14 protein-coding genes and 2 pseudogenes are annotated in these 25,669 nt (G+C 58.1%); 10 read left to right on the top strand and 6 right to left on the bottom strand.

From position 1 onward, the window contains the following. The first annotated feature begins 2 nt into the window (after nt 1-2). The 6 genes from AC24YW_RS28955 to AC24YW_RS28930 all read left to right on the top strand — a co-directional run bounded on the left by AC24YW_RS28955 (nt 3) and on the right by AC24YW_RS28930 (nt 7,579). Nucleotides 3-989 (top strand): branched-chain amino acid ABC transporter permease, encoded by a 987-nt coding sequence (locus AC24YW_RS28955; RefSeq protein WP_487485902.1) that lies wholly within the window; start codon nt 3-5, stop codon nt 987-989. Continuing rightward, nucleotides 986-1,720: an ABC transporter ATP-binding protein gene (locus tag AC24YW_RS28950; protein WP_487485901.1), complete on the top strand. Its 735-nt coding sequence runs from the start codon at nt 986-988 to the stop codon at nt 1,718-1,720. Before AC24YW_RS28955 ends, AC24YW_RS28950 begins: the two co-directional genes overlap by 4 nt. Further along, a complete protein-coding gene (locus AC24YW_RS28945; protein WP_487485900.1) occupies nt 1,707-2,414 on the top strand; it encodes an ABC transporter ATP-binding protein in 708 nt (235 codons plus the stop codon). Before AC24YW_RS28950 ends, AC24YW_RS28945 begins: the two co-directional genes overlap by 14 nt. Next, nucleotides 2,404-3,756 carry an aspartate aminotransferase family protein gene (locus tag AC24YW_RS28940; RefSeq protein ID WP_487485899.1) on the top strand — a complete coding sequence of 451 codons (1,353 nt, stop codon included), beginning with the start codon at nt 2,404-2,406 and terminating at the stop codon, nt 3,754-3,756. Before AC24YW_RS28945 ends, AC24YW_RS28940 begins: the two co-directional genes overlap by 11 nt. Before the next feature lie 92 nt (nt 3,757-3,848). Beyond that, complete coding sequence (locus AC24YW_RS28935) at nt 3,849-5,519, top strand: hydantoinase B/oxoprolinase family protein (protein WP_487485898.1); 1,671 nt, start codon at nt 3,849-3,851, stop codon at nt 5,517-5,519. A gap of 2 nt (nt 5,520-5,521) precedes the next feature. Then, on the top strand, nt 5,522-7,579 hold the full coding sequence (locus tag AC24YW_RS28930; protein ID WP_487485897.1) for a hydantoinase/oxoprolinase family protein: 2,058 nt from the start codon (nt 5,522-5,524) through the stop codon (nt 7,577-7,579). 158 nt (nt 7,580-7,737) lie between these two features. On the opposite strand, the pseudogene AC24YW_RS28925 reads toward AC24YW_RS28930, so the two are convergent. Both AC24YW_RS28925 and AC24YW_RS28920 read right to left on the bottom strand, forming a co-directional pair. After that, nucleotides 7,738-8,465 (bottom strand): annotated as a pseudogene (locus AC24YW_RS28925) (class I SAM-dependent methyltransferase). A 1,713-nt stretch (nt 8,466-10,178) separates the two neighbouring features. Then, entirely contained in the window at nt 10,179-11,081 is a 903-nt protein-coding gene (locus tag AC24YW_RS28920) for a DUF4747 family protein (protein ID WP_487485896.1), read from the bottom strand. 1,250 nt (nt 11,082-12,331) lie between these two features. On the opposite strand from AC24YW_RS28920, the gene AC24YW_RS28915 reads away from it, so the two are divergent. Then, a complete protein-coding gene (locus AC24YW_RS28915) occupies nt 12,332-13,351 on the top strand; it encodes an alpha/beta hydrolase family protein (protein ID WP_487485895.1) in 1,020 nt (339 codons plus the stop codon). Nucleotides 13,352-13,564: 213 nt separating this feature from the next. Here the strand turns inward: AC24YW_RS28915 and AC24YW_RS28910 are convergent, their stop codons facing one another. Next, on the bottom strand, nt 13,565-14,047 hold the full coding sequence (locus AC24YW_RS28910; RefSeq protein ID WP_487485894.1) for a MarR family transcriptional regulator: 483 nt from the start codon (nt 14,045-14,047) through the stop codon (nt 13,565-13,567). Nucleotides 14,048-14,954: 907 nt separating this feature from the next. Continuing rightward, nucleotides 14,955-15,838, bottom strand: a pseudogene (locus AC24YW_RS28905) (IS3 family transposase); the annotation flags it as partial. Nucleotides 15,839-16,306: 468 nt separating this feature from the next. Between AC24YW_RS28905 and ectB the strand changes: the two are divergent. From ectB to AC24YW_RS28890, 3 genes are all read left to right on the top strand, one after another. Then, nucleotides 16,307-17,608 (top strand): diaminobutyrate--2-oxoglutarate transaminase, encoded by a 1,302-nt coding sequence (gene ectB / locus AC24YW_RS28900; protein ID WP_487485893.1) that lies wholly within the window; start codon nt 16,307-16,309, stop codon nt 17,606-17,608. A 693-nt stretch (nt 17,609-18,301) separates the two neighbouring features. After that, complete coding sequence (locus AC24YW_RS28895; RefSeq protein ID WP_487485892.1) at nt 18,302-19,510, top strand: acetyl-CoA C-acetyltransferase; 1,209 nt, start codon at nt 18,302-18,304, stop codon at nt 19,508-19,510. A gap of 90 nt (nt 19,511-19,600) precedes the next feature. Continuing rightward, nucleotides 19,601-21,817: a 3-hydroxyacyl-CoA dehydrogenase NAD-binding domain-containing protein gene (locus AC24YW_RS28890; protein WP_487485891.1), complete on the top strand. Its 2,217-nt coding sequence runs from the start codon at nt 19,601-19,603 to the stop codon at nt 21,815-21,817. Nucleotides 21,818-22,428: 611 nt separating this feature from the next. Here the strand turns inward: AC24YW_RS28890 and ccrA are convergent. Further along, entirely contained in the window at nt 22,429-23,691 is a 1,263-nt protein-coding gene (gene ccrA, locus AC24YW_RS28885; protein WP_487485890.1) for a crotonyl-CoA carboxylase/reductase, read from the bottom strand. Between the two features lie 458 nt (nt 23,692-24,149). Further along, nucleotides 24,150-24,923, bottom strand: coding sequence for an SDR family NAD(P)-dependent oxidoreductase (locus tag AC24YW_RS28880; RefSeq protein ID WP_487485889.1), 774 nt, complete (start codon nt 24,921-24,923; stop codon nt 24,150-24,152). Nucleotides 24,924-25,669 lie beyond the last annotated feature (746 nt).

Here is a 25,669-nt window from a genome sequence, read left to right as displayed (position 1 = left end):
CGATGTCAAAGCGCGTTCCGCTCCTGGCCGGCACTGTCGTTTTGATCGCAGGTTTTTCCCTGTCGATGCTCCTCGCCGACTATCATCTGCGGCTGCTCAATCTTGCCGCGATTTCGGCCATCGCAGTCATCGGGCTTAATTTCGCCTTCGGCTATGCCGGGCTGATCTCGCTCGGTCATGCGGCCTTCGTCGGGACAGGGGCCTACGGCGTCGCGCTGCTGACGACGCTCTTTGCATGGTCACCCTGGCTGGCTCTTCCTGTCGCGGTTGCCGGTACGGCAGTTCTGGCCATGTTCATTGGCATTCCGCTGTTGCGGCTGAAGGGCCACTATCTCGCCCTGGCAACGCTTGGATTCAACGTGTCCTTCTCCATTGTCGCCGCCAACTGGATCGAAGTGACGGGCGGCACCAACGGCATCTCCCGCATTCCCGAGCTGCAAATTGCAGGCCATGCCCTGGCCAATGAGCGCAGCTACTTGTGGTTCGCTTCTTTGGTACTCGCGCTTTTGGCCGCCGTCGCCACGCTCATTCATGGCTCACGCCATGGCCGGGCAATGATCGCCGTACGCGATGACGAAACTGCCTCGTCGATGACGGGCATTGACGTCACCCGGGTCAAGCTCGTGGCCTTCGTCCTATCCGCAGTCTATGCCGCAGTGGCGGGAGGCCTGTTTGCATTCCATATGCGCTTCATCTCGCCTGAGGACTTTGGCTACGCACACTCCATCACTTACCTCGCGATGCTGGTGGTCGGCGGGGAGGGATCAATTCTGGGCGCCCTTCTCGGATCGTTGCTGGTGACTTTCCTGCCCGAATGGCTGCGCTTCCTAGGCTCCGCGTATCTCGCTTTCTTTGGTCTCTTTGTCCTTGCCATCCTGATCTTCTTGCCTTCAGGCTTTGCCGGAATTCGCCGGCAGGGCAGCTTCCGCCGCCACGGCCGTATCAAAATGCCGGCCCTGATTGCTGCGTCTAAGGAAGCGCGGTCATGAGCCTGCAGGCCACGCAAATTGGCAAGCGCTATGGCGGACTTGCAGCGCTTGCGGACGTCGATCTGTCCGTTGCGGAAGGTGAATTTGTCGCGGTCATCGGCCCGAACGGCGCCGGCAAATCAACCCTTCTCAACGTCCTGACCGGGCTTGTCTTGCCTGACAAGGGAAGGGTGCTGCTCGATGGACGGGACATGACTCGCGCCGCGACCCACAAGCGTGTGCGCGGCGGCCTTGGGCGTACCTTCCAGCACGGCCGTTTGTTCGAAAGATTGAGCGTGATCGAGAACGTCATGACCGGCGCCGCCCTCCAGAGCGGCCGCAGCGAGGCGGAGCTGCGCGAGAGGGCCAAGGCTGTGCTTGACCAGATGGGCCTTGCGGCATCGGCTCAGCTGCCGATCGGATCCCTGTCCTATGGTCAGCGCCGCATGGTCGAGGTGTGCCGCGCGCTCGCCTGCGAGCCCCGCGTGCTGCTGCTCGACGAACCTGCCGCCGGACTGAATTCCGCCGAGGTCGACCAGCTGGTCGACCGGCTCACGGATTTGAGGGCCAAGTATCGGATCGCCATCGTCCTGATCGAGCACAATATGGGGATGGTGATGCGCTTGGCGGAGCGGATCATGGTGCTGAATTTCGGCTGCAGGATCGCCGAGGGCACGCCATCTGAGATCCAGAGCAATCCCGCAGTGCTATCGGCCTATCTCGGCGCAGGTTATCGTCATGCTGGCGTGTAGGGATCTGACCGTAGCCTACGGCGACATCGTCGCGCTGCACGGCGTGACGTTGGAGGTGGCGCGGGGAGAAACGGTAGCCCTGATCGGCGCCAACGGTGCCGGCAAAACCACACTTCTGCAGGCAATCTCGGGTCTCAATCCCGTGAGGTCGGGCGAGATCGTATTCGAAGGTGCCTCGCTGGCCCGGCTCGGCTGCGACGGCCGGGTCGCGCTTGGGATCGCCCAGTCGCCTGAGGGACGTCGGATTTTTCCCGGCCTGACTGTGGAGGAAAACCTCACGCTCGCCACGGTGAACTGGCGGCGCTGGCGCCAGCCGATCGCCGATGATCTCGCTCGCGCTTTTGACCTCTTTCCGCGCCTGAAGGAACGCCGCCGGCAGCTCGGCTGGTCCCTGTCTGGAGGTGAGCAGCAGATGCTGGCCATCGGCCGGGCGTTGATGGCCCGGCCCCGCCTGCTGCTGCTCGATGAGCCGTCGCTTGGGCTTGCACCGCGTCTGGCGGAGGAGGTTTACGAGCGCGTCAGGCAGATCGCTGACGGTGGCCTCACGATCCTGGTCGTCGAGCAGAATACGGTGCTGGCATTGTCGGTGGCGGACCGCGCCTATGTGCTGGAAACGGGCCGCATCGTCCTCCAGGGCACCGCCAATGACCTCAAGCAGAACACGCGCGTCCGCGAGGCTTATCTTGGGCGCTAATCCCTCGGGCGAGGAAAATAACGACATGTACCCAGATGCAAGTTCAAAGTCGAAAGCGCTATACGACCGCGCATTGTCGAGTCTGCCAGGCGGCAACACCCGCACCACCGTGTTCATGAAACCTTATCCGATCTACGCTGCGCGCGGGAAAGGTTGCCGTGTCTGGGATATCGACGGCAATGAGCTGATCGATTGCATCAACAATTTTACCTCGCTCATTCATGGTCACGCCCATCCGGTGCTGGTCGAGGCGGCGACGCGGCAGCTCGCGCTCGGATCTGCATTCGGCATGCCGACGGAATCAGAGATTGACCTTGCCGAATTGCTTGTCGTCCGGCTGCCATCAGTCGAACAGGTCCGGTTCGCCAACTCCGGGACTGAAGCCGTGATGATGGCGCTCAAAGCGGCGCGTGCGTTTACCGGGCGGCCGAAGATCGCCAAATGCGAGGGCGCCTACCATGGGTCCTACGATTATGCAGAGGTCAGCCTCGATCCGAAGCCGGAGGACTGGGGAGGTAATGCGCCGGTCTCGATTGCCTATGCCAAAGGTACGCCGGACAAGGTGCTCGCCGACGTCATCACGATCCCCTTCAACGATATCGATGGCGCCGTCAGCCTGATCCGCGAGCATGGCTCCGAGCTCGCCTGTGTGCTGGTCGATCCGATGCCGAACCGCGCCGGGCTCGTCCCCGCCGACAAGGCGTATCTCGAAGCGCTGCGCCAGGCGACCCGCGACGTCGGCGCGCTACTGATCTTCGATGAGGTCATATCTTTCCGCCTAGGCTACCACGGCGCCCAGGGGCTGTGGGGCATCGATCCTGATCTCACCACGCTCGGCAAAATCATTGGCGGTGGGTTTCCGGTCGGCGCGATCGCCGGCAAGAGCGAAGTTATGGCCGTCTTCGATCCGCGTCATGGAAAGCCGGCGCTGCCTCACGGTGGGACATTCTCCGCGAACCCGGTCACGATGCGAGCGGGTCTCGCCGCCATGGAAGTCTTGGACCAGAATGCGTTCGCACGGCTGGATGCGATCGGTGAGGTGGCACGTCAGGGCATCAACGAGGCGTTCCGCCGCCATGGCGTGCCGGGTAGCGCCGTCGGTCTTGGATCGCTCTTAAAACTGCATTTCGCCGACCGTCCGATCTGTGACTATCGCTCGGCCTATATGAGCGAAGCCGAGGCCAAACGCCAGAATGTGTTCAATCTCGAATTCCTAAATCGCGGCGTTCTCGCGGCAGGCTACGGTCTGATGGCGTTATCGCTGCCGATGCAGGATGCGGACATCGAAAACATCGTCCGCGCGGCTTCGGATGCACTTGCGCAGGTCGCATCCAAGACCTGACGCGGGCCTTGAGCTCTTGAAGTCGGTAAGTCTCGCGTGGCGCCCATTGGGCATCACGCCGTGAAACAGTTTTGCCCGAAATAGGTGTGAGCATGGCCCACAAGGTTGATCCCATCACGAGGTCCGTCGTTCAGCATCGGTTGAGCTCGATCGTAGCCGAAATGGGTGAAGCGATGCTTCGCACATCCTATTCGCAGATCCTCAACTCGAGCCGCGACTTCTCATTGGCAATCTGCGACGTCCAGTCCCGCCTGATTGCCCAGGCCGACCACATCCCGGTCCATGTCGGTGCGCTGCCCTGGGCGACACGCGCAGTCGAGGAGCGCTTCAAGGATGTCGCGCCCGGCGACGTGATCCTCATGAATGATCCCTATCATGGCGGCAGCCATTTGCCGGACCTGACCGCATTCGTACCTATCTTTGACGGGGAGCGGAGGTTGTTCTGGAGCATCGTGCGTGCGCATCAGAGCGATATTGGCGGCGCAACGCATGGGGCCTATAACCCAGGCGCGACCGAAATCTGGCAGGAGGGACTGCGCATTCCTCCGATCAAGCTCTACGAGGCCGGCCGGCTACGCGAGGATATTCTCGATATGCTGGCACTGAATGTACGTAACGCTCACGATTTCCGCGGTGATCTTGCCGCCATGATCGGAGCGGGGCACATGGGCGAGCGGCGAATGGCTCGCTTGTTCGCCGAATTCGGCGCGCCGGTGGTCGAAGCAGCGATCGAATCCATCCTCGATGCCGCCGAACAACAGACGCGGGCGGTGGTCTCGACCTGGAAGGATGGCGTGTTCTACGGTGAGGCCTTCCTTGACGACGACGGCCATGGCCGCAGCGATATCCGGATTGCAGCCAAGGTCACGAAGAGAGGCAGTCAGATCGAGGTCGACCTGTCGGAATCGGACCCGCAGAGCACGAGCTTTGTCAATTCGTCGCACGCCAATATGCATGCGGCAGTCGTGATGGCCTTTGCCTATCTGATCGACGCCGAAATTCCAAAAAACGCTGGCGCGCTGCGGCCCCTCACCGTCATTGCCAAGCAGGGCACGATTGTATGGGCAGATCCCGGCCGGCCGGTGACACTGTGCACCAGTCATCCTTCCAACGAGATCGTGGAGGCGGTGGTCAAGGCCTTGTCAGGATCCTGTCCGGATCGAGCCATGGGTGGTTGGAGCCGACGATTCCGCATCGCTGTGCAGGGCGAGGACCCTCGCAGCGGGCGCAGCTTTATCTGGCATATGTTTCAGGCGCGCCCCGGTGGTGGCGCTTCGTCTCGCGGTGACGGCTGGTCTTCGATCGGCGAATGGCACACGGTCGGCGGTCTTAAGTTCGGCAGCATCGAGGTGGCGGAAGCGCGCTTTCCGCTTCATTTCCGTCATCATGAGTACCGGCCCAATTCAGGCGGGGAGGGTCAATTCCGCGGGGGTCTCGGTGTCAACCTCGATCTTGTCTTCGAAACCAAGAAGCCCGCACTTGGTAACACCGCAGGTGACGGTACCCGGCATGGCGCATGCGGCATGCTGGGCGGCAAGGATGGTGCGCCGCATCACTATCGCATCGTTTCGGCGGGCCGGCCGCCGCGGGTGCTACGGACTAAGGAGGTCGGAATCGAAATCCACCCGGGAGATTGCCTCGAGGTGCGCTCCGCCGGCGGCGGCGGCTGGGGACCTCCCGAGCGGCGCACCCATCAGGCCCGTCAGCGCGACCAGGTGCAGGGCCTTGTAACCTCAGGCGCAACGACAGAAGTGGTCAGTTAAAGATGTTGACGATTGGCATTGATGTAGGCGGCACGTTTACCGATCTTGTCGCGATCGACGCGACCGGGCGCACCGTGTTCGCAAAATCCCCTTCCACGCCAGAGGACCAGTCGATTGGGGTGATGAATGGGCTTAACGAGCTCGCTCGGCGCCTCGACATGCCGCGGTCCGATATGCTCGCCGCGACTCAGCGGCTGGTACATGGAACCACAGTTGCAACCAATGCACTGCTCGAACGCAAGGGCGCGAAAGTCGCTCTTCTAACCACGCAAGGGCACCGCGACATCATCGAGATGCGCGAGGGATTGAAAAGTAATCGCTATGATTTGCGGACGCCGCCGCCGGAGCCGCTTGTGCCGCGGGAACTGCGCTTCGGCGTTCGCGAGCGACTGCGGCCGAATGGCGAGGTGCTCCTTCCGCTCGATGATGATTCACTCAGCGAAGCGATCGCAGCGATCCGCGCCTCCGGCGCCACGTCGGTCGCGATCTGCTTCCTGCATGCCTATCGCAATCCAGCCCATGAGATGGCGGCAGCAGAGCGGCTTGCCCGCGAGTTGCCGGAGGTCAGCGTGTCGCGCTCCAGTGACGTGCTACCGCAGATCAAGGAATACGAACGCGTCTCCACCACAATCGTGAATGCCTATGTCGGTCCTGCCGTGCGGCGCTATCTGACCCGGCTCGAGCGCCGCTTGGCGGAAGCCGGTCTTAAGGGAAGCCTCTTCATCATCCTCTCCCACGGCGGTATGGCGCCAGTCGAGGAGGCCGGGCGTCTTGCAGCGGCGACGGTGCTGTCGGGACCTGCAGGTGGCATCTCCGGCTCCCGGCGCTGTGCGGAACTGCTCGCCCTGCCGGACCTGGTGCCCTTCGATATGGGCGGCACGAGCACCGACATCTCCTTGATTGCCGATGGACGCGCGACGCTGTCGGCTGACGGCGGGCTTGCGGACCAGCGCATCGCACTGCGCAGTTTGGACATCGCCAGCATCGCGGCCGGCGGGGGGTCGATCGCCAGTATCGATGCCGGCGGCATCTTTCGCGTCGGCCCTGAAAGTGCCGGCGCGATGCCGGGCCCAGCCTCTTATGGCAACGGCGGTACGGAGCCGACCGTGACTGACGCAAATATCGTGCTGGGTTACCTTGACGCTGCGGCCTTCATGGGGGGACAGCGTCCCCTCGATCGTGCGGCGGCGGAGGCAGCAATCGATCGCCTCGCAGCTTCGCTTGGCGTGACACGCATCGACGCCGCTGCCGGAATCCATCGGCTCGTCAATCTGAAAATGGCAGACGGTATCCGCTTGATGACCCTCCGGCGCGGCGTTGATCCGCGCAAGTTCGCGCTCCTAAGTTTCGGCGGCGCCGCGGGCCTGCACGCTGCGGAGGTCGCGCGCGAGCTGGAGATAACGCGCATCATAGTGCCGACGGCGGCCTCCGTACTCTCGGCGTGGGGTATGCTGACCAGCGACTTGCGCTACGAGGTCAGCCGCACTCACTTTGAGACAGGCGCCCGGACGGCCGGGGACGACATTCGCAGCATTTTTGCTGATCTGGAGGAGCAGGCGGCCGAGCGGCTCCGCAGCTGGTTCGACGGGCCCATCATGACAGAGCGCTCTGCCGAGATGCGTTATGGCGAGCAGGTGTTCGAGGTCGATGTACCGCTCAGCGACGTCGACTTCACAGCGCCATCCTTGATCGCCGACGTCGAAGAGCGCTTTCATCGTCGTCATGAGGAGCTCTACACTTATGCGTCGCGCGACCAGGAGGTCGTGTTCGTGAATGCGCGGCTCGCCGCTGTTGGAGCGGTTTCTCGACTTGAGGGAGCTAACACGCCGATGCCCGCAGCTGAGCTGATCGCATCGCCCACCGGCAAACGGCAAGCCTTCTTCAGTGCTTGGCGCGAGGTGCCGACCTATGCGCAAAAAAAATTACGTTCCGGGCATGTGCTGGAAGGCCCCGCGATCATCGAGGCGGAGACGACGACAATTGTCATCAATGGCGGAGATCGCGCAACGGTTAACCCACTCGGATGGCTAGATATCGAACTTGGATCTGCGAAAGTGTAGGGCGGCCAAACGCCGATCTGGCAGCGTTGGTACCTACCTGGTTGAGGCGATACCCGGTGGTCTGCCCAGCTGGACTAAAGCCCAGTCCATCGCTCGAGGCGACGGATTTAGGGCTGTGCCCGTTGGTTAGCAGATACCAACGAAGCTCCACCAGCCTTCTATACGGACGCAGAAACAAGCAGCATCATGGGGCGCTCCAGTTCTTCCGCCAGTTGCGGCATCTGCTGAATCTGCTCGGACGTTGGAGCAAACTCTTTGACCCGCATAATTCGAAACCCTCCATCAATCAACGTATTCAGCGTCGTGCCAAGCGTCCTGTGGTATTTTAGAAGGCCCTTGGCGAACCAATCCGTTCGACGCTCACCCTCAAGGGAGTATCCATTGATGGGCCACGCCTTGCGGCTCTCCTCATCACTGATCCAGTGCGGATTCGCCGCTGCCATGAAGATCGGATGCTCGATCGTGAAGATCAAATGTCCGCCAGCGATCAGGGCTTTGCGGATCACCCGCGTGAAACGCGAAAAATCCTGAACATAGTGAAAGGTCAGCACGCTATAGGCCAGGTCAAAAGACTCCGCGGGCAACTCCAAAGTATCTAGATCGGCGATGCAATAGCTGATCCCCGCGTCCGCTGCATCTGCCTTTGCGCGCTCGATCATGTTCTGCGACAAGTCGAGACCAAGGACAGAGGTGGCACCTTGCTCACGCATCCAACGTGAGGCCCAGCCGAAGCCACAGCCGAGATCGACGACACGCTTGCCAACAAGATCGGGCAGCATGGCTCTGATCTCGGGCCACTCAGGAGCGCCGTCCAGCCCATGCATCTGTCGGGCAACTGGCTGTAGCCAGCAAAAAAATCGGGATTGTTGTAGATATTCTGCGCCATGCCGCTCTCCATCTTGATGAGAGACAAAGCGCGTTTTAGCGCAAGTCCCGCCGCTCGAGCCAAATCCTTCGGCTAGGGCACATTGATCGCTGGCATCGAGGCGGTCGGTCGCGGCACGAAACCCTCCTGGTGCCGGCCACGTGCCGCCAACATAATCGAAAACGCCACAAAGATGATCAGAAGGCCACGCATTCTAAAAAGTACTCGGAGACCTGTTGCGCAATGATGAAACGGCTCACACCGGCAGCCCGCAGGCGCGCTCCAACCGATTGGCGCCGAAAAGCTGGCCTCCTCCCGCCTGAATTTCTTCAAATGTGGATAGTCCCAGACTTCGCTGGGAGACGGCGAACTGTCCGACCGTTACGCTGGAAAACTGCGTTCTTTCGTAACATCGAGAGGAATAGTGCAGCGAATTTGAGTAATGATCTATGTATTCAATCAGGCGGGGCGACGACTAAGCACATCTACGCTGCACGCGAGGATGATTCATGCGCAATCATGACCTTGTCTCCGGTAGTTTACTGGCGCTGACTGTGGCAGGCTTCGCGCTGCTTTGCTCAAGTCTGCTGGCCTTTGCCTTTAGCTAGGGGCTGCGCAAGAGTCATATTTCGCACCTCGCGGATACGATCTCGCTGCTAGGCTTGTTGAAATAAGGCCCGCCCCTTCTAATCGACTAAGGTCCAACTGGTGTGCGAGTTCTTTCAGTTGTATGTGATGCGTTGATAAACCAATAGGGCCTGCAACGTATCGACGGCGTCAGGCTGTCGCGCCACTGGCCTGATCTCGTAGCCAAGCTTTTCCGAGCCCGCGAAAGAGACGGCATCCCATCAACGATCATGTGGTTCTCACAGGCACGCTTCAACTCGCGCCAAGAGAGGGGCCAGCAACCAGCTTGAGGCCAACAAAAGATGGTGGATGATGGCAGCCTTCCTGAAAAATGCAGAGCCGTTCGAGAGCCAAGGAAGCGCCGCGAATGGATTCAGCAACGCGCGAACAGCGCTAATCCGTCTAGCGCCGCAAAGCGTCGATAGGCCATGACAGATCCAAACGTGTTGCAGTTATCCTTTGAATTTGAAAACTGGACACTTAGTCGAGCAGAAGGTGGCTCCGTAAAAGCCACACTTCGCAGGCGATTCTCATGTTCCAGACTCGAGTCAACGTTTGAGCCGCACTGGACGGGGGGGAGGTGGACGACTACGCGCAGCAGGTGGAAGTGGCAGACTGGCCTTGGCGTTGTAGATTCGCGCCGTTTGAAAGAGCTGTAAGGATGCCGAAAATGTTACGATCACCGCGTAGAAGAGAAGCACAAGGCTGATGAAATCCAGGGGGGCCCAACCAATGAGCCTGGCGACGACGGCTGATACCAAGGCAAGTACCTGGATGCAGATAAAATGTAGGAGGTTAGCGGTCAGTGTGAGATAATAGGATCGTGGATCTCCGTCTTCAGCGATAATTCTAAAGATGTCCGCTGACGAAAAGGCAAGCACGATAGCAAGCGCGCCAACTGTGAACCCGAGAAGATTAGGAAGAACCCCGACCGCGATTTCAGCGGCCTTGACACTGTGCTCGTGTTTTTCGTCCTGCGCCCAAAACGCCAGACAGAATAGGCTGAGGAGCACCGATGTGTGAAGGTACGGTGAGCGTACCAACTCTTTAAACCCACCGTAGACAGCCCAATAACCGCGAATCGTGCGCGATTGCGCGATCCAGGGCTTAAAAAAGTCCGAGTTTCGAGAAGAAAGTGCCGATAGATGATGTGCCCAACACTTCGGCTGTAACCACCTTCGGATGATCCTTGGTGGATTCGAAGATAGCTTTGCCATCGTCATTCTTGCCTTCACCCGAGACATGACCGTTGTTGGTCGCCACTTCAGCGAGAATTTTCGTGTCATCGTCGGGCTCTAGTTTTTGAATACCAGCTCGTTTCTTCAACACGATCGTCTGTTCCTTTGCCCCTTGATTGAGTAGCTTGCTGAGGATCCGCTCTTCGTGTTCTTCTAAGCTGTCCGGGTTTGGGCGGAGAACGGTGATCTCGAGCCTGCGTAGTTTCGGAATGCGAAAAATCTTCTCTAGCGCTTCCACGGCGGGTACAATCGTGACTTCGACAATGGGCCTATCCTCGCCGGCTTCGTCTGGATCACCGTCGTGATCATCCTCGCCTTGTGTCTCGTCTCTGCTGGCTGCGTTCCGGTTCAGCAGACGCTCGAAGAAGCGCTGCGCTCGCGTCGCACCAAAATGTTCGCCGAGCTCGTTTTGATATTCCAGCACGAGGAGATGCCTATTCTCCAGGAAAACGAAGTTGAAGGATCGAAAATTCGGATCCAGGGTCTCTGGGATTCGTATTTCGTGCTTCTCCTTCGCTGTCGCCTCGCGATCTTCAGCTTGATTGAGCCATTTGCCTTCGCGGTCAATTTCCGTCCAAACCAAGATGCGGCCGTAGAAGCTAAGCGGCTCAGTTTCTCTGTCTATCGGCCTCGTAATCTTTGCCCAGTCGCTGCCCCACAGCCGTATCGGTACATCTGCGGCAGCCTCAAACAAGCCTTTATAAATGCCCGTCGGGTGGGGATCCGCCGCGATATTCAAGGCCCCCATCACGATTGTTGGCTCGCCCGCCATTATGATCTCCTCAGCGGCGCGATAATTCCCAAAGCATCACTGGTCTGCAATCATTACGGGTGCGAACCGATGAGTTAAGCACAGCATTGTAATGCCCGGTGAAAGTGTCGGAGGTGCTAAATTGTAAACAGTTGAAGAAAGAGGCGAATCGCTCTCAGGACTGGTTCCGAAAAGGCGCAACCGGAGGGCTCAGTTGGCGCGGCCAACTCAATAACGCCATGCTGAAATCCGCAAATCCCCGCGTAAGGTCGCCACTCACCTTTCTCGTGAAGATCACCAGCATCGCTTTGGGATGGACGCGCTTGAACTCCGCCTTCGGTTCGCACGTCGGGAAGTCGAAGAGGCCGCTGTTGACGTGCCGCTGTCCGGCTCCATCCTGAGCAATTCCTTGAAGTCGACGGTCTGGCGCGGATCGCGTGGAAACTGATGGTTAGCGGTGAGCGGTATCGGGCTGCAAGCAGCGTAATGCCGATTTCGAGATAGACTTGAGCGAAATGCAGAGCTTGGCACCAGACCGGCAGGTTTGACGCTGAGGGCGGACCTGCAAGATAGGATGAGGTGGTACGTTCGGCGCAAGCCGGTCAGTGAAATGCTCCGCTCGGCTTACCGGCAGAAAAATGCCGCTCTCGTGTTTGGATCTCACCGTCTGCGAAGCCCATCTTGGCCGGTGGTCGCAAGACCGAAAACAGGCCGGACATATGAGCGCAAGCGATCCAAGCATGCTGCCCGAGCCAATTCTTGCAAGTCGGGGGCCGTCCACATATGAACCGAGCCGGGCAGCGTCTCGGCCGCCGTACGGCTTCGATCCCATAGCGCAAGAACTTGAGAAGTTCTTCGCCGGGGCGCTCGGAAAAGGGGGGCTCACCTCTCGGCGATCGCGATTACTGCCCTGTTCTCGGGGGCCGCTATTGAACCGGTCTCGTCACTTCACACGGACCCGCGTGCCCTTCCGGTCGCTATCTCACGCTCTCCGGGTGCCATTTTCCATTAAGGCGATGCGCCGTTGGCGCACGCCGGGTCGGGCCAGCGGCCCTATGCGCAGCCTCCACCTCGCTCGCCACCCGCGCGTCGCACGCGTAATGCACAAAAGCGGCGCGTTCTCCAGATTGCCCGCCGGATTTAAGCATCAGGAGGCCTCACACGAGAGCGTATCGCCTCCGCCACCGGATAGTATCCCGCACAACACGTGGTACTTAGCTGGCAAGCTCAACCAGGCCATCTAGGGAGAATCCGCATCAGGGGCGATTGGGATGGACCGCGCTACATGGCCTCGCCTGAGGGACGATCTTGCATCGACGCGGCACAGCGCCGCCGCGTTCTTGGAGAATTTGGATGCCAGCCGCGCCGCTGGTGGTACGGAGTGGTTCAGCAGGTGGATTGAGATTGGGGATGCCCATGGCATGTTGGGCAATGCAAAGGGAAGGGAGGGGAAAGTTGACGAGGCGGCGAGGGCATGGCTATGCGCGCTAACAGCCTTTGAGATAGCCAAGCGGCTTGCCAGAGACCGAGCTGTACAGGGCGAGGATGTCTCAGCTAAAATTGAGAGCGCAATTGAGACGTTCGGGTCGTTGAAGCAGCGGATCGAGCGTGTACAAATCGAGTGCTACGATCAGTCTGCAGTTGAGGCCCACTACTTGCCTTCCGACGGTTGTTCGAGAGCCCCGGCCATCATTTGCATAAGCGCCGAAGACGAGACGTCGACAACATTGCTGGGAAGGCTGCTACCCGCCGCAGCTCATCGAGGAATGTCGGTTCTTGCGGTCACATACGATGATGTTTCCGACAATCGAAGGGGCCAATCCAACGAAATACTATCTTGCTGCCTGGACTACTTATCCACGCGCGATGACGTCGACACCAAGCGCATCGGTGTGTATGGCGATGGAATGGCGGCAGCCTTGGCGACCGATCTCGCAGCGTCTGATAGCCGCGTTGCCGCCGCCGTCTGCGACGGTGGCCTCTGGAATTGGGCTCGGACGATGGCTGCCGTCGAATGGGTTGCCGGAGTTCCAAATAAGCCGAACGACGGGGGCATGGCAGCACGTCGCTTGCGTTTGCTCCGACGGTTTAAGTGCCCCGTTCTCGTGGTGGCCTGCGGGCGAGGTATCGTCAGCGCATCCGAGGCGATCGAGCTACAAAATGCCTGCGCGGCCGCAAGAATTGATCTGCAATTGGTTATTTCGCCCAGCAACATGACTGACGCGGGTGAGGTCGAGAATTTCGTGATCTGCGACGATCGAATCTTCGGCTGGTTGGAGCAAAGGCTTTGATGAGTGTGGCGGTCTGATCGCTCTTTTCGGCAATAGCGGCAGTGGAACAGCTTGGTGCTATCAGCCAATCCACACTGAAGTTGCAGGTAGAGCGCCACGCCTTAGCACGCGCTGTCCTTGATCATGTTCCGGACGGCTGCAGCTGCGACGGCGGAAGCTTGATGCTGGGCGCGCCCGTGCCTTGTATTCAACAAGGCACGGCGTTCCCTGCCCCTATAGTATGCCAATACTAAGCTTTTGCGACGCCAGCCGGCTATTCTTGGCAAGCAGATTGAGCCGCTTGTTCAGGTGGCGGACTGCCTCCTCATCGAACCCATCAAGCATCGTGGAGCTGAGGGCCTGTCTCTTGGCCGACAGTTTCCGGAGTTTTGCCCGGGCGCCCTCGGTGAGGGTGACACGCAAGGATCCTGCCTCATCCAAAGGGGTTTCGCGTGTCAAAAATCCCAGCTTTTCGAGCTGCTTTGTCTGGGTGGCGACCCAGGCTGGGTGAATTCGCGAATTATTGGCGATCGCCGTGCTGGAGATCCCTCGACCATCGTCGAGTTCATTCATGGCGATCAGGATCAACCACTGCGGTTCCGTGATGCCGAGAAGCTGAGCCCAGCTCTTGTGGATCTCTTCCAACCGCGTGTGCAGCTCGACGATGTTCCACATCAATTCACCAACGGCTATGTCGAGTTGTTCTTTGACTTGCATGTCTTTCCCGGCGATTCAACGTGTCTTATGAGTGCGCAGCTGACGCCCAATCGACGCAGATGTCCGTATCCGTTTTATGTGACCAAAGAAAGTGCGTATCCAACACAGCGGTCATCAAAAACACTTGAGGGTTACAATTGATTTAGTTCGCGCATGACGTCGCGGCCATCCAGCTCGATGTCAGTGAATTCACACATCTGCATGCGTCCACGTGCCGGCGATGACAATCTTCTCGCAAGCCGCGCTCGCCAGATGAGATTATCCAAGAAATGGCCCTGCAACAGCGTGACGGCACCATGCGCAGGTCGTGCACATGCCTCCGTCATACGCGCCAGGGCTAATCGTACGCATGGTGCCGATGAGAGCTCGACACCGTGGCGATTTGACGCTGTCGGCCTCTGCCGCGATCAACGATTGCTCGTGCTTGTTCGCTGATTATTATTGGTTCTTAGCCGTGGCTTTCAGTCTGCCAGGAAATGACGCGCAGACGTTACTCGCTCTGGCCGACGTGAACCGAGGCGTCATGCCAACTTCAACATTGCAGCCTAATCCGCATCCCGCACGAATGTTGCTCACCGTCCGGCCCGATACGGCCGATTGAATCGGCTGCTGCGTCACTTGGCCTTTGAGGAGGACCACACATGGTGACCACGCGAGAAGTGTCAGTCGGTGACGCCGCAACGGTGACCCAGATAGTTGTTACTTGGGGGTGGGGAGGTACAGGCCGGAACCTGATACCCAGCTTGCCGATGAACTCCTCGCCATGAACGAGCGAGTGTGGCCCACTGGCGTTCACCGGTGGCCGCCATGTCGGCGTTCTCATGATGTCGGAAACCGCAGCATTTTTGGGGCGGGAAACCTACGCCCATCACCGAGCTCTATATTGTGCCAGACCAGCGATCGTATGACTACCCCGGTCGGAGTGGTGCAACAGGGCGTCCGGCTTGCCACGCGCCAGACGGCCATCAGCAGGCATCGGTTACCAATTGAGCTGTCATGGCGCCCTTCATCGACCAACCCACCACCCGGCGTGAGAACAGGTCGATCACTGCTGCGACGTAGAGACAGCCCTCGGCCCTCCAGAGATACGTAAGTCGGCGATCCACTTCTGGTTCGGCCGCTCGGCAATGAACTGCCGGTCAAGGAGGTTCGCCGTCACGGTCTCGAGCTGTCGATCGCCGCTGTCCTTGCCAGCGCCGGCGTCCCGGCCGCGCCCGCAAGCCTTGCAGGCGCATCAGCCGTTCGATTTGGTGGAGGCCACAGTCCGCCCCATCGGCAAGCAGATCACGCCAAACCCGGCGCGCACCATAGGTGCGGTCGCTCGCCATGAAGTTGCCTTCACCTTGCCGCCGAGCTCTTCGTCGCTGCGAGATCTAGCACTGGGCGAGCGATTCAGCCAGGCATGAAAGCCCGACCGCGACACCCCCCAGAGCATCGCATAGCCATGCCACCTGGTCAGATCGCCCGGTGCTTCGCGATGAAGACGAACCTCATGTCGCTTCCTTCGCGAAGAAGGCTGCGGCCTTTTTTAGGATATCCCGCTCGGCTTTTAACTTGGCGACCTCACGGCGCAACCTCCTGCTGCTCCGGCCTCATCTGCCCGTGGCCGGGAAAGGCCTGCACCGGATTGGAGCCGAACTCTTTCACCCATTTGCGCAGAACGTTCTCATGGACATCCAGCTCGCGCCCGGCCTGCGCCACCGAGACCCCACGCTCCCTAACCAGCTTCACCGCCTCGATCTTGAACTCGCGACTGAACTTCCGTCTCTCATCGCCCACCTCCGGCTTCATGAAACACCTAGTCTCGGTGTCCATCAAACCGGCAGCAGCTCAAAGACGGCTCTTCGTTGGTTGCGCCCGCAACACAATCACCACTGAAAAAATCGACATGAGCGCCAGCACTGTTGGTGCAAAATCACCCATCCCCGCCTCGATCTATCCTGGATAGAGGTGTCTCTTATATGCAAAGAACCTAGCATGGCCTGCCAAGCAATGACACGCTTTCAGTCAGCGGTTAGAGCTAGGGATGCCCTGCAATATACCGTTTCAGCTCAGCTTTAAGTACCCCGGGGCTCGGGACACGCTTAGGCCAGAAACTAAAGTGAGAGGAATGCACGTAGGTCAGTAAGCGCCCGACAGGATACTGCCACTGCAGGTAGGTTCTTTTTCGCCGCTCTCAGGTAGAACTCAGCCGTTGTGTGTTCCCGCCAACGATCCGGAGCACGTCCTATCAGCAAGCAATTCCCTGCGGAGGTGAAGATGGGCGGAATAGCGACCAAGCCACGCACCATAGGCGGTTTGGAAAAACTCGAAACATACGAGTCGAACGTTCGATGCTACTCCCGTTCGTTTCCTGCCCTCTTCAGTCGGGCGCGTGGGTCGTTTATGTTGACCAACGATGGCCGAAAATTCATCGACTTTCTTTCAGGTGCTGGAGCCCTGAACTACGGTCATAACAACCATGGAATCAGAGCCGCTATCGACGGATATTTGGCTTCGGACGCAGTGGTCCATGGGCTCGATATGGCCACTCCCGCAAAGCTGCAGTTCATGGAGACGTTTAGCTCGGTTATACTGCGTGAACGCAATCTGCAATACCGATTCCAGTTTACCGGACCAACTGGGGCTAGTGCTATTGAAGCAGCGTTGAAGCTTTCCCGCAAAGTCACGGGACGACAAAACGTCATTTCATTCACGCGTGGTTTTCATGGCATGAGTTTAGGGGCCGCTGCCGCAACTGGTAATCGCTTTTACCGCGCGGCTAATAACGCTTCCTTATCAGGTGCAACGTTCATGCCTTACGATGGCTATTTTGGGCCGTCTGTAGATACGGCGAGTTTCCTTCGAAGCCTGTTGACGGATGAAAGCAGTGGTATCGATAGGCCAGCTGCGATACTCGTGGAAACGGTGCAAGGCGAAGGCGGTCTAAAAGCTGCAAGCAAGGAATGGCTGCAATCAATCCAAGGCATAGCGAGGGACGTTGGCGCCCTGTTCATCGTTGACGATGTCCAAATGGGGTGCGGCCGGACGGGTGAGTTCTTCAGTTTTGAGTTTGCAGACCTGTCGCCAGATATTGTGGTCCTGTCAAAATCCTTGAGTGGATATGGTCTGCCACTGTCGATGTTGTTGATAAAAGAAGGTTTTGATGTTTGGCGACCAGGAGAACACACGGGTACCTTCCGAGGCAACAATCTAGCGCTCGTTTCTGCAACCGCCGCCATAGACATATATTGGCGGACAACGACGTTCTCGGACGGCGTTCAAAGAATGGGAGAACTGATGCGGCGCCGACTCGAGGCCATTGCATCGCGACATGGAAATAATTTTGCCGTTCTCGGCCGAGGCATGGCGCTAGGGCTTGACTGCCCAACGCCCCAGATCGCTGCGACTACGGCGCGCAAGGCCTTTGAGAAGGGACTTATTGTAGAGCGTTGCGGCCCCGATGATCAGGTCGTCAAATTCTTGCCCGCACTTACGATCGATCTTGAAACTCTACATGAAGGCCTGCAGATATTCGAGGAGTCGCTGGCGGAAGCACTGAAGCTTGAAAAATCGCACTGAGTTGCGACCGCGCAACCAGAAGTCGGCACGTTCTACGTTCACCAAAAGCAGAGGGATGACCAGCAGGCGTCGGCATTCCTTTCAATGTCATATTTTCAGGATGTTTCAGACTAGACCTGATGTCAGGCATCTCAGTGAGAGTTGTCCAGCGGACCGATCTCAGAGGTGCATGGGACATGGCGTCTGAACGGAAATGCTTTGAATGCGGCGTTGTTCTGACGTCAGCTAATGTATGGCCGCGACGCGCTGGATCCCGGTTCGTGCGCATGCTGGCTATTCACTTCGGTGTCAGGGTCTACGTATTCGCCGCCAGCACGTAGCCCGCTCGTTCTCCTTTCGCCCGCCAAGTGCAATTTTTAACGCATCCGTTACTAACACCTTTGTTTGAACGCTGTGTGCGTGGTGCGGCTTCTGACAACCAGACCGGTTGCTGTCCTCTCTAAGACATCGTCGCCACTTCTGCATCGCCCTCCATGCGCAATCCGGCAGTATTTTGAACGCGGCGACTTTCGAGTCGGCTGTAGCGCCTTGTGGCACGGACATTGCTCTTAAGACGTGGCGAAAGTGAATGAGAGTGCATTCAAAGGCCAGAAACGGTCAGCGCTCATGGCTCCAGCTAGCGGCGGTCTGGAGCACCGCAGACTTTCATAAGCTATGGGGTCACGAACGGACACCGCCTTTAGGAGAGTCGTTTTGGCTGACGCATATGTCTACGATCACGTTCGAACCCCCCGTGGCCGCGGCAAGCCCGACGGTGGCCTGCACGAAGTGACAGCGCTGCGGCTCGCGACGGTGCCGCTCGAAGCCCTGAAAGAGCGCAACAATCTGATAGAAGGTGCGATTGACGATGTCATCCTCGGAGTGGTCGATCCGGTCGGTGAGGCTGGTTCGGACATCGCTCGGTTCGCCGCGTTAAAGGCAGGCCTTGGCGAGGCCGTACCCGGGGTACAAATCAATCGATTCTGCGCTTCTGGGCTTGATGCCGTCAATTTTGCCGCGGCTCAAATCATGAGCGGACAGCACGACCTGGTGATTGGTGGCGGCGCCGAATCCATGAGCCGGGTCGGCATGGGCTCGTCCGGCGGCGCTGTGGCCATGGATCCTTCAATTGCGGTGCCAACCTATTTCATGCCGCAGGGCATCGCCGCCGATTTGATCGCAACGAAGTACGGTTTCTCTAGGGAACTCGTCGATGATTATGCGGTGCAGAGCCAGCGGCGCGCGGCCAATGCGTGGGACCAAGGATTGTTCAAAAAATCAGTTGTACCAGTGACCGACTTGAACGGCCTCACGATCCTGGCCAAAGACGAGCATTTGCGTCCAAATACCACGATGCGGTCGCTGGCACAGCTAAAACCAGCCTTCGTTGAAGTGGCACAAAAGGGGGGCTTTGAGGCCGTGGCGATCCAATCCCACCCGGAGATCGAGTGCATCGACTATGTCCATCACGGCGGCAACTCGTCTGGCATCGTAGATGGCGCGGGCGCCGTGCTAGTCGGCAGCAAGGAAGCTGGAGAGAAATTTGGGCTAAAGGCGCGAGCCAAGATTCGCGCGTTCGCCAATATCGGTTCGGAGCCAGCTATCATGTTGACGGGCCCGATCGATGTCTCCCAAAAACTGTTTGATCGTTCCGGAATGAAGAAGTCTGATATTGACTTATTCGAAATCAATGAAGCCTTCGCCTCGGTCGTACTCCGCTACATGCAGGCCTTCGAAATCGATCCTGGCAAAATCAACGTCAATGGTGGAGCGATCGCGCTTGGCCATCCCCTGGGCGCCACCGGCGCGATGATCCTAGGTACTGCACTCGACGAGCTCGAGCGCGCCAACAAGACGACCGCTTTGGTGACGTTGTGCGTCGGCGGCGGCATGGGGACAGCGACAATCATCGAACGAGTTTAGTGGAGGGATCTGGCGCCAGGAATGCTGAGGTGGCGCTCGCGACTGAAGAATGACCGTAGCCCAAAGCAGCCGGCATGGGAGGACACAAGCATGGCGTATAAGAATTTCAAGATTGACACAGACCGTGACGGCGTCGTGCAGGTTTCCTGGACAGCGCAAAGACATCTGGAGAACATTCTGGATGAGACGACGACGGCAGAGCTCGAGCAGATTGTGAAGCAAACGTCTGCAGATACCTCTGTGAGGGGTGTTGTGCTGAAGTTAGGTAGTGAGGCTCCAGCCGCTGGCGCAGACCTGTCTATGCTCGAAGGTCTAAGAAGCACTTTCGCCCAATGGGTTAACTCTAAAGGCGAGATAGCAGCTAAACAGCTCCTTTTTGACTGGTGCCGCCGCTACTCGCTCCTGTTTCGGTCCATAGAAACATCAGGCAAGCCGTGGGCAGCCGCCATCAAGGGAGATGTGCTCGGCGCCGCATTCGAGCTGACGTTGTGCTGCCACCACCGTGTCGCCGCGAGCGACCCAAGCGTTCGACTGGGCTTGCCAGAGATCAAGAACGGCCTCTTTCCGGGGGCGGGCGGCACTCAGCGCGTTCCACGTATCGTTTCTCTTCAAGATGCGGTCCCGATTTTGCTCAAGGGGGAGACGATCAACGTTGAGCGCGCCAATGAGCTCAAGCTGATCCACTCCATCGTGCCGCGGCCCGATCTGATCAAGACTGCGAAGAGTTGGATCAAGAAGGGCGGAAAGGCGATCGCCCCTTGGGACGAGAAGGGATTTACGCCACCTGGTGGTTCCGTTTTCTCCAAGGCTGGCATGACGACATTTCCGGTCTGCAACGCCTTCTACCGTCGAGATACGTATGACAATTATCCCGCGGCGCGTTCGGTTATGAGCTGTCTCTACGAAGGTCTGCAGCTACCGATTGACGCGGCGCTGCGCATGGAGTCGCGCCACTTCGTGCGCATTCTGCACTCTAAACAAGTGGAGGCGTCGATCCGAAGCTTATTCCTATCAAAGCAGGAGTTGAATAAAGGCAAGCATCGTCCGAACAACATGGCATCAAGAAAGGTGAAGAGACTCGCCGTAATTGGTGCTGGCTTTGTCGGTGCGACCGTCGGTTACGTCTCTGCGCGAGCGGGTATTGACGTGGTTCTCATCAATAGATCCCAGGAGAGCGCCAACAGGGCGAAGGCGAATGCCAAGTCGATCTTGGACGATCTGATCCGGAAGGGGCGCGCTACGGAAGGCGATCGCGATGCGACGCTATCCCGGATGACTGCGACCGTCGACTATGCAGCGATAAAGGACTGCGACCTCGTCATCGAATCGGTATTCGAGGAGCGCGACGCCAAGTATCAGGTTTACGCCAAAGTGCAGCTCTTCCTGTCTCAGAGTGCAATCGTCGCGTCTAATACTTCGACGCTGCCAATCAATTCGCTCGCCGAAGAATTCGAGGACAAGGAAAGGTTTCTCGGCATTCATTTCTTTTCCCCAGTCGATAAAATGATGCTCGTCGAGATTATCGTGGGCAGAAAGAGCAATGATATCGCGGTCGCTACGGCGTTCGACTATGTGCGGCAGCTCGGGAAGACACCGATTGTGGTAAACGATTCTCGCGGTTTCTTCGCCAACCGCTGCGTGTCCCGTTACATTTGCGAAGGCGTCCAGATGTTCTTGGAGGGCGTCCCGGCGGCGATGATTGAGAACTGCGCAAAATTAGCGGGAATGCCAGTCGGACCGCTTTCGTTATCCGACGAAACGGCTCTGGACCTGCGCTTGAAGATTATGAAGGCGGCTGAAGATGATCTCGGCCCGACCGCCATCGATCAGGCGGACAAGAAATTGATGGTCGAGCTCGTAGAAAACCGAGGCCGGTTTGGCCGCAAGAACAGCAAGGGATTCTACGATTATCGGGAAAGAGGAAGGGGCGGCAAGAGCCTATGGCCGGGGCTGGCGGAATTGCAGACGAAGCATCTCGCCCCCGACACTATCGACGTCAACGAGATGAAGCGGCGCTTTTTGGTGGTGCAGTCCGTAGAAGCCGCGCGCACCATGGAGGAGCAGGTTGTCACAGACCCGTGTGAGGCAGATCTCGGCTCGATCCTGGGCTTTGGCTTTGCGCCGTTCACCGGCGGCGTGCTATCTTACATCGATCTTATAGGAACGAAAAAGTTTATTGGGCTGTGTCAAAGATTCGAGGACAAATACGGCTCTCGGTTTGCCCCGCCAAGGCTTTTGCAGGAGATGGCAAAGAACGGGGGCAGATTCTATGGGGAGCATGGCGGCCGCCTCATACAGTCCTCTTGAGATGATAACACGCAGATCCTTTTCTCGGCCTATTGTACGATAGTCGGCGTGCTGAGGCGCGAAGTGAGATCGCTCAGCGTCCCATCGCGCGGACCTCTTTTCGTGGACCGAGCTTGCTATTTCCCGCTCACTAGCTGCTGCTGCGGGCTGTCGTAGCGCCGAAGCTAAATGGGAGTCTCAGCTCCGTTCGTTGATGAAGTATCTCGGAGCCGCCGCTCAAAGCGAATGGCGGCCATCTGCGGCGGGTCAGGAAGCATTCGGGAGGGCGCGAGCTCGAAATGTGTCTCTCGGCATAAAGAGGCCCAGATCGTAGCAACCGCTAAGATCGTGCTGCTACGAATAAGCGTACCGCTTTTCCGGCTTCCAAAAAGGTTGAGTTCCAGTCTCTGCTCCCAAGGAACTGAGCTCGGGTTGTTATCTCTGATGCTCTGATCGCGGTGATAGCTGCGGCCGCCAAGAAAGTTACATCGTGCACGTTTCCTGAGAACGAAAATGATTCTGTATCAGGGATCTTGTAGAGTAATTTAGAATGGCGTTCGCAACGCCGCTCTCTCGGACGGAGTGTCTGATCGTCATCCGCGTGCGGGGTGGCTCTTGCGAGCTCCAAACCGTTAGTGGCGTTCTGCGGGGTTTTCAGCACTTGCTTGGACAAGAACCGCCATATTCCCAGGCTTGTGCTCGTTTCTCCACATCTTCATATGCGCGCGCGGAAGTTCCTCCCAATCGAATACCTCGGATATGCAAGGCTTAATGCGCCCCTCCACAACAAGGCGGTTTGCTTTCCACACTTGATACGGCTTTGCAAAATGGCTGCCTTGGATCCGCTTTTGTCGCATCCAAATAAAGCGCGCATCCATCGTTAAGTTGTATCCTGATGTTCCCCCACAGAAAACGACCATTCCGCCTCGCTTTGCGACATAGCAGCTAACTGGAAACGTCGTCTCTCCTGGGTGCTCGAAGACGATGTCTACATCGACGCCGTACCCTGTAATCTGCCAAATGGCTTTACCGAAGCGGCGCACCTCGTGCATGTAGTCGCGATAACCGGGCTCATCCATTTCAGGAAGCCGGCCCCGGCACCCGAACTCCTTGCGATTGATTACACCCTTTGCTCCCAATGACATCACAAACTCAGTTTTGGAGTCGTCTGATAGGACGCCTATCGCGTTCGCTCCGCTGATCGTGACAAGCTGGACTGCCATTGAACCAAGTCCGCCGGCTGCACCCCAGACCAGAACGTTGTCACCGGGACGAACCTCATGCGGTGGATGACCAAATAACATCCTGTACGCAGGCGCAAGCGTGCCCGTATAGCAAGCGCTCTCCGCCCAGCTTAGATGCTTTGGTCGGGGTAGTATCTGCCGCGATTGAACGCTTGCGAATTGCGCGAAGGACCCGTTGGGCGTTTCGTAGCCCCAAATCCTCTGTGAAGGCGACAACATGGGATCGCCGCCATTACACTGGAGGTCGTCGCCGTCGTCCTGGTGGGAACGAAGAGCCACCTCGTCACCCACCTTCCATTGCTTCACTCGATCGCCGACCGCCCAGATAATCCCGGCGGCTTCCCCTCCACAGATGTGGTAGGAGTGGCGGTGGACGTCTAATGGGGAGACTGGTTTGCCAAGAGAGGCCCAGATTGAATTGTAACCAATCCCCGTGGCCATAATCATGATGAGCGCCTCCTCTGGACCGATCGAGGGGGTGTCAACTACCTCGACCTGCATCGCACTATCGGGATCTCCATGGCGCTCCTTACGTATGACCCATGCATACATGCGCGTTGGTACGTGGCCCAATGGTGGTATTTCGCCAATACGGTACAGGTCCTTTGCAAGTTGCCGTGGCGAGCAGTGAAAATGACCGGTTCCGACCATGTGTCTCGTCAACCTCGGATGAATGAATCGGTGCTCAGACAGATCGAGCTTGCAACGCTGAGCTGGTAGGCGGCCGTCGAGCGAAAAGCGTCTGGCAGGCCAACGTTGAAGGTTTCACACATCTCGAACATCCTCTTTCTCATGTAGCCTGGCGGCCTCTTGGCCTAGAACGGCTCGCGATCCGATGGGGCTCCAAAAGAGTTTCGATGTTAGCTTCGGAACTTGCCGATGCACTCTGCCTGATCTGCCAATTGTTGGCACAAATGTCCGCTTAACATCAAATACTCACGTTAGTAGTTGACCTGGGTATATTGGCTGATTGGTACAAGTAGGTTCATGCCTGAAGGAAGGGCCTTCCTCCTGATAGCAAATGATCAACGTACGGCCCGCGATGAACTCGACGATGATCATGCGCACTCGCTGACGAAAGGGTCCGGATGAACCCCAAGTCCAGCATGTCAAGTAGAGGCGAGATAATCCATTCTCCCGCCATCTACCACTAGCGTTTGGGCCGTCAACCAGCCCGCGTCCGGGGATACCAAGAACATAACGGCATTCGCAATGTCCTCTGGCTCCCCAATCCGGGCCATGATGGTCTGCTTTCGAACACTCTTCTCGAGTATCTCCCATTCCGTGCTGCTAAGTCGCCCTTGCGTCATGTCGGTGCGGATAAAGCCGGGCGCGACTGCGTTCACGGTGATCCCATCGCCACCCAACTCCATTGCGAACCGTCGGGTTAAAATCATCGCCTCCGCTTTGCTGGCTGCGTAGAATGCGTTACCGGGCAGTGTAGAGCCGATCGCGGCGATGGAGGTGATGTTGACTATCCGCCCATAGCCGCGCGCGCGCATGCTTGTCACTACGGCACGTGTTGTATGAATGAGCCCGTCTGCATTAACCCGACGCATATACTCAAACTTATTGTAGTCGAACGTGTCGAGCGTCGCCTGATACAGGATTCCGGCGTTGTTAACGAGGATCGTTATAGGACCAAGCTGCGTCTCTGCCTGCGCGATCATTGCTCGAACGGATGTAATATCCGCCACATCCACGCCCAAGACCAAAGCACGACCGCCAGCAGCCGTAATCTCCGCCGCAACTTGTCCGGCTGCCTCGGCACGCCCTCTATACGTCAGACAAACGGCAGCTCCGCGCTTGGCCAGTAAGAGCGCGATTGCTCGCCCTATACCTCTGGAACCGCCTGTGACGACAGCCACCTGATCTGACCACATATTCATCTTCCGTAGAGTTCATTGGTTTGCGTCTGAGGTTTCCGTTGTGAATGAGCCGATATCCAAACTCGTCGCCTGCTCCGGCTTTGCACCAGATTCCCTAACAACGTCCTTGCGAATGCTGGTACGTCCATTCTGCAGGGTGGCGTCTAGATGTTGCGTCGGCGTTACAGCCTTAAAGGTCGCTTGTCCTGTGCCCGACAGATGCATGGGGCGTCAACCGCCGTATGTGGTAGTGCGTCGAAGGACCAGTCGTCGAAATGATGAGCAGCTTCAGTTCTGCAAGACGTTCCGCGGCGGCTCTCTTTAGCGAGGTGTCCCCGGCTGGGTGAGTATAGGTTTCACTTCGTCGAGGCGAAGATGCCGGCAGTTCCGATATCTATGGAGACAGAGCTAGGCCGTGGTTGGAAGCGTGGTCGGACGAAGTTCTATGGCCACGACACAACTTCGGAGGCCGCTGTAGCTCGCTGATCGACCGAGGCCTGTCTAAATATCTTGGTCGTGAAAGGGGTGCGTGCGCGGCCTTGCGTGATTGGCTGGCCATCAGCAAAATCATTCCCGCTAGCTGCGCTGTCAAATGTTGCCGGAACAGAGCGCATCGAATGATCGTAGTTTGCGGCCGCGTATAGTCTTCATCTTAGTGCGAACGAAGGACATGTTACCCGCCTCAGCGGCTCTCGTACTTGTTCGGAAAAATGATCGGCAACAGATTATTGAATGATGTCTTAGCGGCGATGCCAGCGATC

This window comes from Bradyrhizobium sp. USDA3516 (genome assembly GCF_057651995.1).
This window is presented reverse-complemented; position numbering and strand designations above follow the sequence as displayed.